The sequence below is a fragment of the Novosphingobium piscinae genome, from assembly GCF_014230355.1.
Classification (GTDB): Bacteria; Pseudomonadota; Alphaproteobacteria; order Sphingomonadales; family Sphingomonadaceae; genus Novosphingobium; species Novosphingobium piscinae.
In genome coordinates this window covers 412814-431582 of sequence record NZ_JACLAX010000001.1, presented here as the reverse complement: position 1 = coordinate 431582, position 18769 = coordinate 412814, and the positions used below count along the sequence as shown (strand labels likewise).

16 protein-coding genes and 1 pseudogene are annotated in these 18769 nt (G+C 68.3%); 3 read left to right on the top strand and 14 right to left on the bottom strand.

Annotated features, from left to right (window positions below):
* Positions 1-27 precede the first annotated feature (27 nt).
* The 7 genes from H7F53_RS01800 to H7F53_RS01770 all read right to left on the bottom strand — a co-directional run bounded on the left by H7F53_RS01800 (position 28) and on the right by H7F53_RS01770 (position 9366).
* Positions 28-957 carry an NAD(P)H-binding protein gene (locus tag H7F53_RS01800; protein WP_185677742.1) on the bottom strand — a complete coding sequence of 310 codons (930 nt, stop codon included), beginning with the start codon at positions 955-957 and terminating at the stop codon, positions 28-30.
* A gap of 23 nt (positions 958-980) precedes the next feature.
* A complete protein-coding gene (gene nov2 / locus H7F53_RS01795) occupies positions 981-2459 on the bottom strand; it encodes a lignostilbene-alpha,beta-dioxygenase NOV2 (protein ID WP_185677741.1) in 1479 nt (492 codons plus the stop codon).
* On the bottom strand, positions 2456-3331 hold the full coding sequence (locus H7F53_RS01790; protein ID WP_185677740.1) for an NAD(P)-dependent oxidoreductase: 876 nt from the start codon (positions 3329-3331) through the stop codon (positions 2456-2458). The genes nov2 and H7F53_RS01790 overlap by 4 nt, the downstream gene beginning before the upstream one ends.
* The gene (locus H7F53_RS01785) at positions 3328-3726 is read right to left on the bottom strand and encodes a carboxymuconolactone decarboxylase family protein (RefSeq protein WP_185677739.1); all 399 of its coding nucleotides are present in this window, start codon (positions 3724-3726) and stop codon (positions 3328-3330) included. Before H7F53_RS01785 ends, H7F53_RS01790 begins: the two co-directional genes overlap by 4 nt.
* A 35-nt stretch (positions 3727-3761) precedes the next feature.
* A complete protein-coding gene (locus tag H7F53_RS01780) occupies positions 3762-5225 on the bottom strand; it encodes an aldehyde dehydrogenase (protein ID WP_185677738.1) in 1464 nt (487 codons plus the stop codon).
* A 65-nt stretch (positions 5226-5290) separates the two neighbouring features.
* Positions 5291-7711, bottom strand: a complete 2421-nt coding sequence (locus tag H7F53_RS01775) for a TonB-dependent receptor (RefSeq protein ID WP_246438395.1) — start codon at positions 7709-7711, stop codon at positions 5291-5293.
* A gap of 50 nt (positions 7712-7761) precedes the next feature.
* A complete protein-coding gene (locus tag H7F53_RS01770) occupies positions 7762-9366 on the bottom strand; it encodes a GMC family oxidoreductase (protein ID WP_185677822.1) in 1605 nt (534 codons plus the stop codon).
* 349 nt (positions 9367-9715) lie between these two features.
* On the opposite strand from H7F53_RS01770, the gene H7F53_RS01765 reads away from it, so the two are divergent.
* Both H7F53_RS01765 and H7F53_RS01760 read left to right on the top strand, forming a co-directional pair.
* The gene (locus H7F53_RS01765; RefSeq protein ID WP_185677737.1) at positions 9716-10675 is read left to right on the top strand and encodes a LysR family transcriptional regulator; all 960 of its coding nucleotides are present in this window, start codon (positions 9716-9718) and stop codon (positions 10673-10675) included.
* A gap of 32 nt (positions 10676-10707) precedes the next feature.
* Positions 10708-10856: pseudogene (locus H7F53_RS01760) on the top strand (integrase core domain-containing protein); the annotation flags it as partial.
* A 123-nt stretch (positions 10857-10979) separates the two neighbouring features.
* Here H7F53_RS01760 and H7F53_RS01755 read toward each other — a convergent pair.
* The 4 genes from H7F53_RS01755 to H7F53_RS01740 form a co-directional block, all read right to left on the bottom strand.
* Entirely contained in the window at positions 10980-12314 is a 1335-nt protein-coding gene (locus H7F53_RS01755; RefSeq protein ID WP_185677736.1) for an efflux transporter outer membrane subunit, read from the bottom strand.
* Positions 12315-12424: 110 nt separating this feature from the next.
* Positions 12425-13417 (bottom strand): HlyD family secretion protein, encoded by a 993-nt coding sequence (locus H7F53_RS01750; protein WP_185677735.1) that lies wholly within the window; start codon positions 13415-13417, stop codon positions 12425-12427.
* Positions 13418-13420: 3 nt separating this feature from the next.
* Positions 13421-14128, bottom strand: a complete 708-nt coding sequence (locus tag H7F53_RS01745; protein ID WP_185677734.1) for an ABC transporter ATP-binding protein — start codon at positions 14126-14128, stop codon at positions 13421-13423.
* Positions 14125-15264 carry an ABC transporter permease gene (locus H7F53_RS01740; protein WP_185677733.1) on the bottom strand — a complete coding sequence of 380 codons (1140 nt, stop codon included), beginning with the start codon at positions 15262-15264 and terminating at the stop codon, positions 14125-14127. The genes H7F53_RS01745 and H7F53_RS01740 overlap by 4 nt, the downstream gene beginning before the upstream one ends.
* Before the next feature lie 148 nt (positions 15265-15412).
* Between H7F53_RS01740 and H7F53_RS01735 the strand changes: the two genes are divergently transcribed.
* Positions 15413-16054: a TetR/AcrR family transcriptional regulator gene (locus H7F53_RS01735; protein WP_185677732.1), complete on the top strand. Its 642-nt coding sequence runs from the start codon at positions 15413-15415 to the stop codon at positions 16052-16054.
* A gap of 172 nt (positions 16055-16226) precedes the next feature.
* On the opposite strand, the gene H7F53_RS01730 is transcribed toward H7F53_RS01735, so the two are convergent.
* The 3 genes from H7F53_RS01730 to H7F53_RS01720 are packed head-to-tail and all read right to left on the bottom strand — an operon-like array spanning position 16227 to position 18723.
* The gene (locus H7F53_RS01730; RefSeq protein ID WP_185677731.1) at positions 16227-16334 is read right to left on the bottom strand and encodes a DUF2474 family protein; all 108 of its coding nucleotides are present in this window, start codon (positions 16332-16334) and stop codon (positions 16227-16229) included.
* Positions 16334-17332: a cytochrome d ubiquinol oxidase subunit II gene (cydB, locus tag H7F53_RS01725; RefSeq protein ID WP_185677730.1), complete on the bottom strand. Its 999-nt coding sequence runs from the start codon at positions 17330-17332 to the stop codon at positions 16334-16336. The genes H7F53_RS01730 and cydB overlap by 1 nt, the downstream gene beginning before the upstream one ends.
* A complete protein-coding gene (locus tag H7F53_RS01720; protein ID WP_185677729.1) occupies positions 17329-18723 on the bottom strand; it encodes a cytochrome ubiquinol oxidase subunit I in 1395 nt (464 codons plus the stop codon). Before H7F53_RS01720 ends, cydB begins: the two co-directional genes overlap by 4 nt.
* Between the last annotated feature and the right edge of the window lie 46 nt (positions 18724-18769).

Genomic DNA, 18769 nt, shown 5'->3' with positions numbered 1-18769 from the left:
CGGACGGAGCTGGCGCGGGTCGGCGCGTCAGCCTTGGGCTGCCACGATGGCGCGTAGCGCCTCGGCGCGGGCCCCAAACAGCGCGCGCAGGCTGCGCGGAGCATGGCCGGTGAGGACCGCGAAGTCGTTCGAGGTCACATCGAAATGGCCGTCGCGGATGCCGACCTCGAAGCTGACCATGTCGTTCGAGTTCCATGGCACGCCGCCGACCACCAGATTGTCGACCGGCTCGCGCGGAATCCCCAGGGCGTCGAACATCGCGTAGAGCCCCGCCTCGTCGGTCAGTTCGAAGCGGACCGGGCGGCCGCTGAACTCGGCGATCATCGCCGTGATCTCGCGGTAGGAGAGCCGGTCCGGTCCGGTGATGTCATAGGCTCGGTTGGCATGGCCGTCGCTCAGAAGAACGGCCACTGCCGCGGCCGCGCAGTCCTCGCGCCAGATCACGGGGATGCGCCCGTCCCCCGCCACCGAGAGCAGGACGCCAGCCGTCGCGGCCTGGGGGGCGATCACGTCGGTCACGGCATCGGCGTACTGGGCATTGCGCAGCGCCGTCCAGGCCAGGCCGGAGGCCATCAGGAGCGCCTCGGTGCCGCGATGATCGACCACTGCTTCGGAGGGATGGTCCGGGTCGCCCGCGCCGAGGAACGAGGTATAGACGACATGGCCCACGCCGGCCGTCTGCGCCGCGGCGATCGCGGCGCCATGTTGGGGAACCCGGTACCCGACGCGGGTGCCGCTGATCAGCAGCAGGCGGTCTGCTCCGGCCATCGCGCTCGCCAGCCCGGCCGGATGGTCGAAGTCGGCCGCCCGCGTCGCACAGCCGCGCTCCGCATAGGCGGCGAGCTGGTCGGGCGTGCGCGAGAGCAGGATCAGGTCCTGCGGCGCCATGACCTCGAGCAGACGGTCCGCCACCATGCGGCCGAACTGGCCGGAGGCGCCGGTGATGGCAATCTTCATGGGCCTTGGTCCTTTCATGACGGTCAGCGCGGCGCGGCGGGCGCGTGACGGGCGTGCGGAACCCAGTGCCCGTGCACCTGCTCGCAGGTGGTGAACGGCATGAACACCCGCGCAACCGCGCCGCTGGCGATGGCGTCGGCCTCCAGAATCCACAGCTCCTGCGCGATGTGGCCTGCGGCGATGACCCGGTCCACCATCATCAGCAGCCAGCCACCGTGCGCCGGATCGGCCGACGGCACGTGGACCGGTTCGTTGAAGCCCAGACCGGGCCCCTCGGACAGGGTGTCTATCCGGCCATCCGGCTCGCCCGCGGCAAAGGAGACCCGCTGCAGGCAGTTGAACACCACCTCGCCCGGCCCGTTCGCCAGCATGGTGAGCTTGGTCGGGTCGACCGTCAGGTACCAGCCGCGCGCATAGGGGCGGCCCACGTCGGCCGCGGCGATGACCGGCATTTCGCAGAACGGCCCGATCGTCCGCGAGCTGATCCCGGCGCCGGGCTGGGACAGATCGATCGTCCAGCGGGTCAGCGCCCCTTCCACCGGCAGGTCGATCCCCGAGGGTTCCATCACGAAGGGGAAGAAGTTCGTGTTGAATAGGCACTGGTCGAGGTGGATCCGCGTCCCCTCGTTGAAGGCGTTCATCACGTGGAAGCTGTGCACCCCGCGCGGCCCCTCGATCCAGACCAGCTCGTCGGCCGTGCCGTGGCGCGGCATCACGCCGATCCAGCTGGGCTCGTCCTGATGGTGGATCCAGTGCGGACCGCCGGCCTTCATGCCTTCTAGGTCGGCGATGGTCGGATAGATCAGGAACAGCACATGCGTGGCGGTGATCGCGAAATCGTGCTGAAGCGCGGCATAGGGCGCATCGAACCAGACCTCGTGGGTGATCGTGCCATCGGGGGCGAACACGTAATAAGCGACCTTGCGGCTGGCCAGCCCATCCGCCTCGTAGCCGAACAGGAACAGCTCGCCCGTCTCGGGGTCGAACTTGGGGTGCGCCGTCAGTGCCTCGGCGCGGATCTGTCCTGCCGCATCCCAGCGGCCGATCGTCTCGAGCGTGTCGGGATCGATCTGGTAGGGCAGGCCGTCCTCCTTCGCCATGAACAGCCGCCCGGCGTGGAAATAGGGCGTGGTGTTGGCGACGGTGCGATCGATCCCGGCCACGCTTGGATCGTCGGTGAAGGGATTGCGATAGCTCCCGAACAGCGCTTTGCCCGCCGCGCGTTCGGCCTTGAAGCGTTCGGTGCGGACATAGCGGATCCCCGTGTCCACCCGGCCATCGCGGAACGCGATCATGCTGATCATGCCATCGCGCGACAGGATGTTGTCGTCGGCGAAGCGCGGCACATAGGCCGGATCGTGCACGGCGCGGTAGAAGGTGCCCGCGATCTCGGGCGGGATCGTGCCTTCCACGTAGAGATCGTGCGCGGTCGCCTCGATATGGGTCGGCCGGTTGAGGCCGCGGTAGTGGACCGTATCGGGGTAGCGGGGCGAGAGGCTCATGCCGGGTCTTCCAGGTGGTTCTCGACGTAGCGGTTGTACTCCGAGAAGTCGGTCGCCGTGCCCAGTTCGGCCAGGGCGTCGCGCCACTGCGCATGGGTGGCTTCGAGCAGCGGCAGATGCAGTCCCAGGTACCCGCGCATGCCATCGGCCAGCCCGACGTCCTTGGTCATCAGGGCCAGGGCGAAGCCCTGGGCATAGGTGCGGGGCAGGACATGGTTGCGGATCACGGTCTCGCCCACCGCGCTGCGGCCGGTCGAGTTGTTGATGACCTCGAGCAGGGTGGCCGGATCGAGGCCGAAGCGGGCGCCCAGCGCCAGCCCCTCGCAGGTCGCGGCAAGGGTGCAGGCGGCAATGGCCATGTTGATCGCTTTGGCGGCATGTCCCGCGCCGAGCGGACCGACCGGCACGATCCGTCCGCCGATCTGCCCGAGGATAGGCCCGAGCCGCGCGAGCAGGGTATCGTCGGTGCCGCCCACCATCAGCGTCAGCTTTCCCTCGCGGGCCAGCGGTACGCCGCCCGAAACCGGCGCGTCGACCAGGGTGATCCCACGCGCGGCCAGGTCGGCCCCCAGCGCGACCGTGCCGGCGGCCTCGGACGAGGAGCAGTCGATCACCACCGCACCGGACGGGAGCGCGAGCGCAGCCTCCCCGGTGCCAAGCAGCACCTCGCGCACGATGCCGCCGGTCGGCAGCATGGTGATAAGCACCTCGGCCTCCCGCGCCGCCTCGGCGGGTGTCCCGGCCCAGGCCGGGCCGAAGGCATCGGCCAGGCCCAGGTCGGCATCGTTCACCCGTACGGAGAAGCCGCCGGCGATCAGGCGTTCGGCCATTGGCCGGCCCATCATGCCGAGCCCGATGAAGGCGATCCTCATGCCGGCTGGCTCCCGGCCCCGGCCGCCGCCAGTTCCGCGAAGGCCGCCTCGGCGGCGCGCAGTGCGGTGAACGCGGCCGGGACGCCGCAATAGATCATCGCGTGCAGTACCAGCGCGCGGATTTCCTCGAAGGTCAGGCCATTGGTCAGCCCGGCCTTGACGTGCATCTTGATCTCCAGCTCCTTGCCCTGCGCGATCAGCATCGACAGCGTGGCCAGGCTGCGCTCGCGCCGGCCCAGTTCCGGGTCGCCCCAGGTCTCGCCGAAGCAGTAGCGCGTCATCAGGTCGTGGAACGGCCGGGTGAAGTCGGTTGCCGTGTTCCACGCGACCTCGGCCAGCTCGGGCCCGAACATCTCGCGGCGCACCTGCATGCCTTTGTCGAACATCGTTTCCATGTCTGTCTCCGTCGGACGGGGTGGGGGCACGGCGCTCACAGGATGATCGCCTTGGTTTCGGTGAAGGACAGCAAGCCGGCCTCGCCGCCCTCGCGGCCGACCCCGGAATGCTTGAAGCCGCCGAACGGTAGCGAGGGATCGAAGTGGAAGCCGTTGTGCGCCATGGTTCCGGTGCGGACCTGCCGGGCGATGCGGTAGGCGTGTGCCGGATCGGCGCAGAACACCGCGCCGTAGAGCCCGAAGTCGCTGTCGTTGGCGATGCGCACGGCCTCGGCCTCGTCGGCGGCGCGCAGGATCGCGAGGACCGGGCCGAACACTTCCTCGCGCGCGATGCGCATGGCGGGGGTGACATCGACGAACAGCGTCGGATCGAAGTACCAGCCCTTCGTCATGTGCGCGCTCGGGCTGCCGCCGAGGACCAGCCGCGCGCCCTCGGCCCGGGCGATCGCGACATAGTCGGCCACCCGGTCGCGCTGGCGCCGCATCGCCAGCGGGCCCATCCCCGCGGCGGGATCGTCGGGGTGGCCGACAGTGATGCGCGACAGTTCCGCCCGCACCGCCTCGCACAGCCGGTCGTGCACCGCGCCGACCGCGATGACCCGGCTGAGCGTGGCACAGACCTGGCCGGCTGACATGGTGATGACCTGGGCCAGCACGGCGGCCGCGGCGGGGATGTCGGCATCTTCGAGCACGATCGCGGCGGACTTGCCGCCGAGTTCAAGCGTGCAGCGCGCGAAGCGTTCGGCGCAGGCCATGCCGATGATCCGTCCGGCCGCGACGCTGCCGGTGAAGCTTACCTTGTCGATCGCCGGGTGCCGGACCAGCGCGTCGGACGCGGCGCGATCGGCGCAGACTAGGTTGAGCACGCCATCCGGGAGTCCCGCCGCGGCGGCCGCCTCGGCCAAGATGTAGGCCTCGATCGGGGTTTCCGGGGCGGGCTTCATGACCACGGTACAGCCGGCCACCAGCGCCGGTGCCACCTTGCCCGCCATGATCCCGAACGGATTGTTCCAGGGCGCGATCGCCGCGACGACGCCAGCGGGTTCGCGCACGACATGGGCCTGGCCCTGCCCGCCGAAGCGGGGCGCGGGCTGGTCCCAGGCGAAGGTCCGGGCCAGCCCGGCGTAATAGTCGAACCAGAACCGGCCACCGCCGACGACCATCGGTGCCACGCTGGCCAGCGCCCCGATCTGGTCGATCCAGGCGCGCGCCAGCTCGGGCAGGCGCGCGGCGAGGTGCTCGCCGATCCGCGCGACATGCTCGGCGCGTTCGAGCGGGCTCAGCCCGCTCCACGCCCCGTCGTCGAAGGCCCGGCGTGCCGCCCGGGCGGCGCGGTCGATGTCGGCCACCCCGGCTTCGGCGACCACCGCGAACACGTCTTCCGAGTGGGCGCTGACCACCTCCAGCCGCCCGCCGGCGGCCGGCTGCACCCAGGCGCCGTCGATGTAGAGGCGATCGGGATGGGCCAATCGCGGGGTCACGGGGGCAGGGGCCGGCATGGTTTTCTCCGGAAGGGCCCGCCCCGGCCGCGGGCCGGGGGGGGGGAGACGACGGGACAGGCGGATCAGAAGTTGCGGCGCACCGTGACCGACCACTCGCGCGGCCGTCCGACCGCGCCGCTCGCCACCCCATAGGTCGCGTTGAAGCTGGTCCCGTTGTAGTAGAACCGGTTGGTCAGGTTGGTGACCCCGAGCGCGACCGACCACTGCTTCTGCGGATCCTGGTAGGTCAGGCGGGCGTTCAGCAGGCCGCGCCCGGCAACCAGATCGAGCGGGGTGTTGACGGCATTGTAGTAGAAGCTCGACTGGTAGGCCCAGTCCAGCCGCGGGGTGAGCGTTCCGCCGCCGCCGAGCCTGGCGTCATAAGCGATCGAGGCCGAGGCCTGCCACTCGCTGGTGAAGGGCGCCACCATGGTCCGGGTGATCCCGGTGTTGGCATTGACCGAGGTGTAGCCAAAATCGAGATAGCCGACCGAGCCCTCGATGGTCAGGCCATCGACCGGCCGCAGCGTACCCTCGAGTTCCACGCCCTTGACGTGGGCATTGCCGGCATTGGCGATAGCAGCGCAGGGGAAGGGGTTGGCCAGCGCCGGACAGACCTGCAGCGAAAGCTGCATATTGTTGTATTCGTTGTAGAACAGCGCACCGTTCAGGCGCAGGACGCGATCGAACAGGTCGGACTTGAAGCCCACTTCATAGGTTCGCAGCGTTTCCGGCGCGAAGGACACGACCTGGCTGGCGAAGTAGGGCCGGGGATTGATGCCGCCGCCCTTGAACCCGGTGGAGACCTGGGCGTAGGTCATCAGCGCGTCGTTCCAGCGGTACTGTGCGCCAAGGCGATAGTCGAAGCGGTCGCCCGTGAAGGTCGAACTGGCGCCGTCGAGGCCGAGCAGCAGGATATTGGTCGGGAACCGCGCCGGGGTGATCGCCGTGCCGTCGGCATTGCGCCGGCCGAAGGTGTAGGTCTTGTCGTCCCGGGTGTAGCGCAGCCCGCCAATCAGGTTGAGGCGGTCGGTGGCGTGCACCTCGACATGGGCGAAGGCCGACTTGCTGACGTTCTTGACCGGGTCGTTGTTGAGGAAGTCAAACGCGACGTCGGGGATCTGGGCGCGTCCGGTCAGCAGGTCGCGGGCGTCATAGTAGAACCCGCCCAGCGTGAAATCGACCAGGGTCCCGATCCGGCCCGACAGGCGCAGCTCCTGGGTGAACTGGCGGTGACTGTAGCCGAACTCCTGCAGGAGGATTGCCAGGGGCGATCCGTCGAGATCAATGCCGCTGGTGCCCTTGGCCGAGCGGTACGAGCTGATCGACTTGAGGCTCAGGTTCTCGCCGAGCTGGTAGTCGATGGTGCCCGACACGCCCCAGCTCTGCACGTGGCTGATCGGCCGGGTCGAGAACCCCCCTGGAGCCTGCTGCAGGTTGGGGAACAGCGTGAACGGCGCGACCGGCGGGAAGCCCGAGGTGTAGTTCCCGCCGCTCTGGTAGTTGGCATAGGAGGTGTAGCAGGTCCTGCAGGTCAGGAACCGGCTGTCGAAGGGAATGCCCCCGGCCGCATTGCCGGCCACGTAGCTGCGCGTCCTGGGATTGTCGGCGAAGACCAGCTTGGTCGCGACCTGTTCCGAGCGGTCGTCAGCGAAATCGGCGATCACGTTGATCTCGAGCGGCGATCCGGCCGGGGCAATGCGCAGCGCCGCACGCAGGGCCTTGACGTCGATTCCGCCCTCGGTGCCGAGCTTGCAGTCGTTGCTGCCGCCGGTGCGGGGGATCCCCCCGGTCGGATTGACGCAGCCATAGTCGAGCAGGGTCATGTAGCCGTCGGTATGCTTCGAGACGCCCGAGAGGCGCAGGTAGATGCCGTCCTGGATGGTGAAGCCCGCGCTGGCGCGCAGATCCACCCGGTTGAACCGGCCGTAGGTGCCCTCGACGAAGCCGCCACCGTTCTCATCGGGCTTGGCCGAGAACAGCTTGATCGCGCCGCCCAGCGAGTTCTTGCCGGCGAGGGTGCCCTGCGGACCGCGCAGGACCTCGACCCGGTCGAGGTCGGTCAGGTCCATCACTGCGCCATAGGTGGTGCCGTAGTAGACATCGTCGATGTAGATCCCCACGCCCGGTTCGAGCGCGAAGCTCGAATCCGACTGGCCGATGCCGCGGATGAAGGCGGCCACGGCGCTGCCGTTGAGTCCGGTGGCCGGCTGGAGGTTGACGTTCGGCGCGGTCCGGCCAACGTCGGTGATGGTGGTCTGCCCGCGTGCCGCCAGGGTCTCCCCTTTGATCGCCGAAATCGCCAGCGGGGCATTCTGCAGCGACTGGCTGCGGAACTGGGCGGTGACGATGATTTCGTCGATCGCCTCCGGCTGGCTGTCATCGGATGCAGCCGGCGCCTGGGCTGGCGTTTGGGCCTGGGCCTGGGCGCAGCCGGGCAGGGCACACAGCGCGGTCGTGAGCGTCAGGCTCCAGCGGATCGACTTGCTCCAAGACATGATCATGACATTCTCCCCTTGCCTTTGTTTTACGAAAAAATATAAATTACAATGCCTTATTGATTTCTTCCGACCTGCTTGAGGATAAGGTCGGCGGCCTTTTCGCCGATCATCATGGCGGTGGCGTTGGTGTTGCCGATCGGCAGGCGCGGCATCACCGAGGCGTCGGCCACCCACAGTCCGTCGATCCCGCGCAGCCGCAGTTCGGGATCGACCACGGCGCCATCGTCAGACCCCATCCGGCAGGTGCCGACCGGGTGATAGAGCGGTACGGAGGCCCGGCGGACGTGCTCACGCAGGGCCGCGCCGGTCACCTCGGCGCCCGGCCGCAGTTCGACCTCGATCGAATCCGCGATCGGCGGGCGGGCGAGGATGTCGCGGGCGATCTCGATGCCGCGGGCGATGCGTTCGACATCGCGATCGGTGCCTAGCAGGCGATGGGCCACGACCGGAGGGTCCTCGGGCCGGTTCGAGCGCAGGCTGACGCGGCCGCGCCCTTCGGGACGGGCCAGGCAGACCGTGATCGTGATCGACGGTCGCTTGAGCAGGACGGCGCGTCCGTCCGGGCCGAACTCGAAGGCGAAGGCGGTCATCGAAATCTGCACGTCGGGGATCGGTTCGCCAGGCGCGGTCCGGGCAAAGGCCTGGGCGTGGCACATCGACGAGGTCAGCACCCCGCGCCGGTGGAGCAGAAAGTCGAGACCCTGGCCCAGCGCGGCAAGCCCGCGGGTGTCGCTGTTGATGCTGCGCACCGTGGTGCCGAGGACCACGTGCGTCCCGGCATGGTCCTGCAGGTTGGCCCCCACTTCCGGCCGATCGACCAGACACTCGACGCCATGCTCGTGCAGATGGGCGGCGGGGCCGATGCCGGAGAGCATCAGCAGGCGCGGGGTGTTGAGCGACCCGGTGCTCAACACGATCCCAAGCCGGGCCCGCAAGGTGCGTTCGGTCCCGTCCTGCCGGACGACGATTCCGGTCGCGCGGCCTTGCTCGATCAGCACCCGCTCCACCCGGATTCCGGTCAGCACCCGTAGGTTGGCGCCGTCCAGTCGCCCGCGAAGATAGCCCCGCGCCGCGCTGGCACGCAGCCCGCCGGCCTGGTTGGCCTGGGCATAGTCGGTGCCTTCACCCGGGTTCTCGCCGTTGTGATCGGGGTTGCGCGGGATCCCCGCCGCCTGGGCGGCCGCGATGAACTGATCGATGATCGGGTAGGAGACGAGATTGTCGGACACGCCGATCGGACCGCTGTCCCCGCGCCAGGCGTCGCCCCCGCGGCTGTTGGTCTCGAGCCGCCGGAAGTAGGGCAGGACCTCGTCGAAGGACCAGCCGGTCGCGCCCATCCGGGCCCAGTTGTCATAGTCCTGACGATGGCCGCGCACGTAGATCATGCCATTGATCGCGCTGCCGCCGCCGAGCCGATGCGCCGCCGGCCAGTAGTCGCTCCGGCCGCCGATCGTCTCGTCGGGCTCGGTCATGATGCCCCGGTCATAGGCCGGGTTGTTGACCACCGCGACGGTCAGGGCGGGGACCATGCAGCGCAGGTCGAGGTCGGATTCGCCGGCTTCGACCAGCAGGGTGCGCAGCCCGCCTTCCGCCAGCCGCGCCGCCAGTGCGCAGCCGGCCGATCCGCCTCCGGCGACGATGATGTCGGGGGTGCCCAAGCTCATGGCCGGGCCTCCGGCGCGCCGGGGATGTGGTACGGCCTCATCAGCCCTGCTCCGAGGTCACCAGCCCGGCGGGTGCGGGGCGCGGGCGATCGAGCGCCGGTTGCGGCAGCACGGTTTTCCCAGTCTGTCCGGCCGGCAAGGCGGCGGCGTGAGCCATGTCATCATCCTCTCGTGGCCCTTGCTCGGTTCTTTGTGTGCAACACGTACGAACTGGCGGGGCCGATCGAGCGATTGTGTAGGATGGGACAAGCCGCCAAAGAATTGCGATTCATCCGACAAGGTGTTAGGATAATCCCTAACACCAGAGTGCGACCGGTTGCACCGCCAGAGGATCTGCGAGCCGATGAGTGCACACATCACGCTGCGCCAGCTTGAGGTCTTTTTGGCCGTCGTGCGCCATGGCAGCTTCCGCCGCGCCTCGGGTCATCTCGGGATGTCGCCGGTGTCGGTCAGCGAACATGTCCGCATGCTGGAGGCGCGGCTGCGGACCGACCTGTTCGAGCGCCAGCAGGGCGGCTGCCCGGCGCTGACCCCATCGGGTCAGATCGCGGCCGAGCGCGCGCGCGAGATCCTGAAGTCGGTCGAACTGCTGGAGCAGGAGCTGGCGCCGCCCGGGCGGCAGCGGCCCTGGCGGATCGGCATCATTCCGTTCGTCTCGCGCCATCTCGTCGGTCCGGTCTCGGACCTGCGCAAACGCTTTCCCGAACGGGACATCGTGGTGGAATCGTCGGATGTCGGCCTGGCCGAGCTGGTGGCGGACGGTCTGCTCGATCTGGCAGTGCTGTGCATGGACGATGCCGCTACCGGCATCGCCGCGCCGGGCTTGGAGCAGCAGGTCATCATCGATGAGCCGCTGTCGATCTTCATCGCGGAATCGCACCCGCTGGCCCAGCGCAAGCGGCTGACTCCGGCCGATCTGCTGCCAGTGCCGATCATGAAGCTGTCACCCGGCCATCCGCTGCGGGCCATGGTGGACCGGATGCTGGCCCGCTGCGGGCTGGGCGGGCTGCGGTGCTGTCTCGAGACCGACAACTACCTGGAGATCCTCGGCGAGGTTTCCGCCGGTCACGGCATGGCCTGCATGTTCACCGAGACCGGCCTGCATGACGCGATCACTCACCGCCTGGTACCGCTCGACCTCGATTTCCTGATCCCGTCCCCCGAGGTGATCCTGCTGACCCGCGCCGATCTCGATCAGGATCCGCGGTTGCGGATCGCGGCCGAGTATCTGGCCAATCAGTACCGGGTAAAGGCGACCACGACCCGTCGGCAGGCTTGGCAGATGCTCGGCACCAACAATTGACGTCGATCACGCCGACTTTGCGCCGCAGGGCTGAACACTGGTTCCTGGCGCTTGCGGATGCCCGCGAAGAGTTGAGGGATGACGCAGCTGCTACAACGAAGATCGGCCGCACGGTGCCATCGGCAACAAACCCCCGATCACGCTGATGAATCCCGGTGACGCACCCAGCCCGTCACCGTGACCCTGGCCGGGAAGCTCTAACCCGGGGTGGTCCAGAGAATGGTGTCGGATCATCCTCCTTGGATCGCCGTTCCAATGGCCGACACGGCAGCCCAACCAGACCATTCGCGCTGCGGCCAGCTGGCTAACGCAAACTCGCCGACCGGGCAGGGACCGTCGATGTCCCGCCCGCGGCACGATAAAGCGCAATCCGGCGGCGCTGCACGTCGGCATCGCCAACCAGGGCAAGCTCCCGCGAGGTCAGGCTGGCTCGCCTGGCCTTGATCACATCCAGAAAGCCGATCAAGCCCTGCCGGTATCGGGCCTCGGCCAGATCCGCGCTGTCACGGTCCAGGGCCGCTTGCCGGTTCAGGGCGGAGGCGCTCCTGGCGGCAGCGGCAAGACTTCCCAATGCGGCCTCGGTCTCGCCCAGCGCCACGAACACCGTCTTGCGGTAAGTGGCAAAGGCTTCGGCACCGGCGGCTTCCCGCTGGCGCAGACGGGCCCCGATCCGCCCGAAGTCGAGCAAGGGAGCCGACAGGCTGGCGCCCACCGAGCCGATGACGGCCTGCTCTGTGAACAGGTCGCCAAGCGCCAGGGCGATCAGGCCAAGCCCGGCGGTGAGGTCGAAACGCGGATAGCGCTCAGCGGCGATGGCCGCGATCTCGGCATCGGCGGCGGCCAGGCGCCGCTCGGCTGCACGGACATCGGGCCGTTCCAACAATGCCGCTGTCGATATCGCGAGCGGTTGAGCGAGCGGCGGCGCGAAGGCGGCATCGCGGTCGTCCTTTGCCAGGTCCGCAAGCACCGTCGTGGCTGGCAGACCGGTCAGGGTTACGAGGCGGCCGAGCACGCCCGCTCGCTCCGCGGCGAGCCCGGCAAGCCGGCTGCGCACATGTTCCTCAAGCGCAAGGGCGGGAACAAGGTCGGCCTCCGCGGCCAACCCGGCGTGCGCCCGCTGGCGGGTCAAGGCCGAGAATGACGCCGCCTCCGCGAGGTCGTCCGTCAGCAGCGCGCTGCGCCGGTCGATCGTTCGCAGATCGGTCACCGCGCTGGCCAGATCGGTGATCAGCGCCAGGCGAACCGCCGCGGCATCGGCATTGGCCGCATCGAGCCGCGCGGCACTGGCGCGGCGTGCCACGCGCAGCCGACCGAACAGATCCGGATCCCAGCGCGCATCGACCGACGTGCTGAACCGCCCCTGGGTGGGATCGATCCGGATCGACCCCGGCAGACCGCCAAACTGTGCAGCGCTGATCCGCTGCTGTGCCGCCTGGCCACTTGCGTCCACCTGAGGCAGGAGCGCAGCCCCGGCTTCCCGTAGACCCGCGCGGGCAGCGTCGATCCGCGCGGCCGCGACGGCCAGATCGGGCGCTTCGGCCAGAGCGCGGGCCAGCAGCGCGCGAAAGCCCTGGTCGTGGTCCGGCAGAAGCGCGGCGATCGCCGTCGTGGCCGCTCGGGTCGAGCCGGCTGGCTGCAAGGCGAAGCGGTCGGGTAGCACGACGCTGGCTGCCTCGGGCGGCCGGATCGCCGGCGCGCAGCCGGTTGTGAACGCGACGAGGAGCAGGGCGGGGGCGCAGCTTCGCCGCCTCATCGTGCGGCTCCGCTGACCGGAACCTGGCTTGCTCGGGCAGGGACGAAGGCATCCACCTGCTGGCCAACGAACAGACCATGGCCGTGCTCCGGGAGGGCATAGACCAGCTGGAGCACGCGGATATCGACCCGCTCGCCCGCAGCATTGGTGAGCGATCGCTTGGGTACCACCAGGGGTTCCGCGCGGACGAACCGGGCAGTGATCCGCCGGGATGGCGCCCCCCGCGCGTAGATGGTGGCCGGTTGGCCGATCGCGGTGCGGCCGATCTCGGTCTCGTCGATGTCGACCCGCACGTGCAATGGCCGGGTCTCGCCAAGCGTCATCAGCGCGTCCGCCGCCGTGCCACCGCCCGGCGCAGGAGCATACTGCCCCGCCCTGGTCCGCACCTGCAGCACCTCCGCCGCACGGGGCGCGCGCACCGTCAGACGGGCCAGACCGGTCTGCGCTGTCGCCAGCTGGGCGCGGGCCTCCGCCACCTCGGCCCGGGCCACGGCGAGCCGGGCGGCGGCCTCGCGCACCGCACCCTCACGATCGATCACGTCCTGGCGGGCCAAGACCCGGGGATCTCCGGCCTCGCGGTAGAGCGCCAGCCTTTCCCGCGCCGTCGCCGCCACACTCGTGGCCACCGCGGCGGTCCGCTCTAGCCGCGCCAGGCGCGCGGCCGCCTCGGCCACGGCGGCCCTGGCATCGCGGCTATCGACGGTGAACAGCGGCTGTCCGGCGACAACCCGATCGCCCACCGCAACATGGACCCGCTCCACCACGCCAGGCACGGCTGGACTGATCGCGATCAGCTCGCTGGCTGGCTCGACCAGCCCGGCCCCTGCCACGCTGCCGTTGCGCTGGTCGACCGGGGCCTGCGGCGGCCGCTCTGTCACGGGGCCGGCCTCGCGATCGGGCTGGGTCTCGGCGATGATCGCGGCGGAGGAGACGATACAAGCGATCGCCAGGGCTGGCAGGACCTGGCGGGAGATGCTGAGTTTGGCCATGGTTCAGTGATCCTTGGGCATATGCTTGCCATCGTGGGTGATGCGGCCGTCCTCCATCGCGAGGATCCGGTCAGCGAGATCGAAGATGCGGTTATCGTGCGTGACCACGATGACCGCGCGATCGGCGGCCAGCGCCACGTCGCGCAGCAGGTCCATCACCCGCCGGCCGGAGCCGGCATCGAGCGCGGCGGTCGGCTCGTCGCAGACCACCAGGCGGGGGGCGTGGATCAGCGCACGACCGATAGCGACCCGCTGCTGCTGCCCGCCGGAGAGCTGGCGCGGCAGCTTGTCGCATTGGGTCCCGATGTTGAGCCGGTGAAGCAGCTCACGGGCCTGCGCCACCGCGACTTCGCGCGGGGTTCCGGCTGCGATCAGCGGGACCGCGGCGTTCTCCGCCGCGGTGAGCGAAGGGATGAGGTTGTACTGCTGGAAAATGAACCCGATCGTCGCAAGGCGGAAGCGCACCAGATCGCGGTCACTCAGCGTGTAGAGATCGGTGCCGAAGACCTCGACCGCCCCGGCGCTGGGGAACAGGATTCCAGCCATGATCGAGATCAGGGTGGTCTTGCCCGATCCGGATTCCCCTACCAGGTAAGTCAGCTCACCGGCGCGGACTGACACGTCAATGCCGTGCAGCACCCGCAGCCGCTCCTCCCCGAACGCGAAGTCCTTGGTGACGCCCGAGACCCGGACAGCAAGCTGCGGGCTCATCGGAACACCTCCGCGGGTTCGGTCCGGAGCACCTGCCGCAGCGCGATGAGGCCGGTTAGCAGGATCATGCAGGCGACCATGACCGCGGCGATCAGCGGGATCTGCCAGGGGGTATAGAAGCCCTTGAAGGCGTCAGAATAGATCCGGCCCAGCTCGAGAAAGCCGATCGCCAGGGCCAGGCCGAGCCCATAGCCGATCAAGGCGACCAGCGCGGACTGCGCGGCGACCATCTGGCGGATCGTCCCGTTGGTCACGCCAATCGCCTTGAGCGCGCCGAACTGGCGGATGTTGTCCCGGATGAACAGGCTGAAGGTCAGCCCGACAATGGCGATCCCCACAATCACCCCGAGCGCGACGGTAATGCCGAAGTTGATCGGAATTCCGGTGTTGTCGATGATGTAGTCGATCCCGTCCTGCGCAAAATCCCCGGCCACGCGCGCCCGCAGCCCCGTCGCCGCGGTGATCTGCCGGGCCACCGCGAAGGGGTTCGCGCCTGCCTGGGCCTGCACGAGGATGAACGAGAGGCGGTTGCGCGAACCGGGCAGGAACTCCAGCGCGTTGGCATACCGGGTGTAGAGCATCACGCTGTTGGTGAAGGTCGGCTCGGAGTCGACGATCCCGCGCACCACGGCACGCCGGTCGTTGAGCTCGAGCCGCTGGTCAAGCGCGCCCCGTTCGGTCCCGAACAGCCGGCGGGCGCCCATCGCGTCGATGAATACCGCATCCGGCTCGCGCAGGGCCGCGCGACGGCCCAGCTGGACCGTGCGCGGCAGGCCGGTCAGCGTCGCATCGTCTACGCCCACCACCGTTACCGGCTCGAGCGCGCCGTCCGGCGTCCGCACGCTCGCACCCGCCCGCATCAGCGGGGCAGCCCATGCCACGCCAGCGACGCCGCGCACCCGTTGCAAGCTGGTGGCGGGAAGGGGAACAGTGACATCCGGCGTGCGTCCGGCAGGATCCATCACCCAGATGTCGGCACTGGGCACCTCATGCACCGCGGCCGCGCCGCGCAGCAGCAAGTTCACGAAGATGGTAAGCTGCTGTGTGATCAGCAGCGTCGAGAATACGACGCCGAAGACCAGACCCGCGAACTTCACCCGGTCGCCCGTGAGCATCCGGATCGCGATCCATTTCATCGGAGAAACCCTTTGGGACGGTTGGCGCACGGCGAATCATGCTGTACGCTCGCGTTCAAAATATGGGCTAATTAATGAACGTCAACGTAAAGTTATTGACTTGCGCCGAACCTGACCCTTTGGGCAGGGCCATCACCGGGCGGAGAGCATGACGGACACGGCACCACGCAAGGCCCGGGCGGGACGGCCACCCGATCCGGCCAAACATGCCGCCATCATGGAGGCTGCCCTCGGCATCTTCCTCGAGCAGGGCTTCAACGCAGCGACAATCGAACAGATCGCTGCGCGCGCCGGCGTGTCGAAGGTCACCGTTTACAACCGCTTCACCGACAAGGAGACGCTGTTCGAGGCAGTAGTCAAGGAGCAGGCCGAGCAGATTGCCAGCGCCGTCCCTGCCGGGCCTGCTGAGAGCAACGGCACGCTGGAAATCCGGCTCAACGCCTTCGGTCGCAGCCTCCTGATGTTCCTGTTCGCATCGCATCACGTGGCGCTGGACCGCATGCTTCCTCTCGAGATCGCGCATCAGCCCGAGATGGCGCACCGGTTCTACGCCTCAGGTCCGGGGCTCTCGCGCATCCAATTGGCGGAGCTGCTTGAGCAAGGACGTATCGCCGGTGAGATCAGCTTCGCCGATGCGGCCATCGCCGCCGAGGACCTGATGGCGCTATGGAAGGGCCTGGTCGATGTGGAACTGAAGTTCGGTGTTCGCGGCGGCCTGGACCAGGCCGATGTGGACCAGCGGGTCAGCCATGGAACCGCGGTGTTCCTGCGGGCCTACAAGGCACGCTGAGCCGCTGCGACGGGGCTGGCTGGGACTGGAACGCTTGGAATACCGGATCCGGGAAGCGATCGCCCGGTTCAGGACAGTCTGCCGCAAGGAATTGAAGGTCAGCTCACACCGAAACCTGTCGGCAGCATCGGGTCTCAATCGCGATGAACTGATCGCCAGCCTTGGCTTACGGTTACCTGAGCACCGCGCGCAACGCACCGGCAACGATCCCCAGCGCGGTTACGCTGCCAGCCCACAGCCCAACAAACCACAGCCATTGCTTGAGCCGCGGGGCTGCCATCAATGATAACCCTCATGGCCGACCTTGCCGCGGAACACCCAATAGGCCCATCCAGTGTAGGCCAGGATGATCGGGACCATCACGCCGGCCCCAACCAGCATGAACCACTGGCTGCGTTCCGGCGCGGCAGCTTCCCAGATGGTGACCCGGGTCGGGATTACGTCGGGCCAGATCGAGATGCCCAGGCCGGTGATGGCCAGCCCGAACAGCGCCAAGGCCAGGAAGAAGGGCAGCGCTTCACGACGGGCGGCCAGTGCGCGGAAGAACAACACGCTGACCACCCCGGTCGCCAGCGGGACCTGTGCGGTTGCCAGAATACCCGGAAAGGCCAGCCAGCGCTGGTGGTACTTCGCCTCAAGCCCGAGAGTCGCGATGCTGACTGCACCCAGTGCGGCGAGTAGCAGGACGGCGGCGGCGCGCGCGCGGGCATAGGCCTTGTCCTGCAGCGAGCCCTCGGTCTTCCACACCAGCCAGCAAGATCCCAGCAGCGCGTAGCCTGCCACCATTCCGGCCCCAGTGAGCAGGGAGAACGGGGTCAGCCAGTCCCACCAGCCCCCGGCATAGGCGCGGCCTTCCACGCGAATACCCTGGAGCAAGGCGCCCAGCGCAATGCCCTGCGCGACGGTGGCCACCAGCGACCCGGTGTGGAACGCACGGTCCCAGAAGGCGCGGTGGCGTGGATCGCGCCAGCGGAATTCGAAGGCCACACCGCGCAGCACCAGCGCGAGCAGCATCGCGATGATCGGCGCGTAGAGCGCGGGGAGGATGATCGAATAGGCCAGTGGAAAGGCCGCGAGCAGCCCGCCGCCACCCAGCACCAGCCAGGTCTCGTTGCCGTCCCACACCGGGGCGATCGAATTCATCGCCGTGTCGCGCTCGGGACCAACGTCCAATCCCGGAAACAGGATGCCGATGCCAAGGTCGAACCCGTCCATCACGACATAGGCCACGATCGCAAAGCCGATGATCAGCGCCCAGATGACCGTGAGATCGATCATGCCGGCTCTCCCTCGGTAAGGGCGGGTGCCGGGGTAATTCCGGCGGTGCGGATTGGCGCGCCGTCTAGCCCGGATTCGCCGGCGTGCGGGGCGTGGCCCATCAGCTTGACGACATACCAGAACCCTGCGCCGAACACCGTGAAGTAGACCACGGCGAAGGCCGCCAGCGATGCCGCCACGGCGGGTGCAGCAAGCGGCGCCGCGCTGTCCGCCGTTCGCAAAAGCCCATAGACGGTGAAGGGCTGGCGGCCGACCTCGGTGACGGTCCAACCCGCCAGCACAGCGATGAACCCGGCCGGGCCCATGGCCAAGGCCGCACGGTGGAGCAGGGGGCTGTCGTAAAGCCGGCCGCGCAGCCGGGCAATCAGGGTCCACAGCCCCAACCCTGCCATGGCAAAGCCTAGCCCAACCATAATCCGGAACGCCCAGAACACGATGGCTACCGGTGGCTGGTCAGCCCCGGGGATGGTGTCGAGCCCCATCAGGGCTGCATCGGGATCATGCTTGAGGATCAGCGACGAGGCCTTGGGGATCTCGATCGTGCCCCGGACCGTCTGGGCGGCCTGGTCGGGCCAGCCAAACAGAATCAGCGGCGCGCCGTGCGGATGGCTCTGGAAGTGCCCCTCCATGGCCATGACTTTGGCGGGCTGGTGCTCCAGGGTGTTGAGCCCGTGGGCATCGCCCGCGGCAATCTGGATCGGCGCAACAATGGCCGCCATCCACATCGCCATTGAGAACATCGTGCGCGCGCCGGGGTTGGCGCGGTCCTTGAGCAGGTGCCATGCCCCGACTGCGCCAACAGCGAAGGCGGTCGTCAGGTAGGCGGCAATGACCGTGTGGACCAGGCGATAGGGGAAGCTGGGGTTGAAGATGATCGCGGTCCAGCTCGAACCGGGGAGGAACTGGCCATTGGCGCCAATCTCATAGCCGACGGGCGTCTGCATCCAGCTGTTCACCGAAAGGATCCAGAACGCGGAAATGAATGTTCCGACGGCCACGGCCAGAGTGGCGACAAAATGCAGGCCCTTGCCCACCTTGTTGATCCCGAACAGCATCACGCCCAGGAACCCGGCCTCCAGGAAAAAAGCCGTCAGCACCTCATAGGCCATCAGGGGTCCGATCACCGGCCCGGCCTTGTCGCTGAAGACCGACCAGTTGGTGCCGAATTCGTAGGACATAACCAGCCCCGAAACCACGCCCATGGCAAAGACCACGGCGAAGATCTTCAGCCAATAGCGGTATAGGTTGGCATAGACTCCACGGCCGGTGCGCAGCCACAGTCCTTCAAGCACGGCGAGATAGCTGGCCAGACCGATCGAAAAGGCTGGCAGGAGGAAGTGAAAACTCACTGTGAAAGCGAACTGAGCCCGCGCTAGGATCAGGGCGTCCATGACCAATGCTCTCCATTCGCGTTATCCGGTGACGTTGAACCCCGGA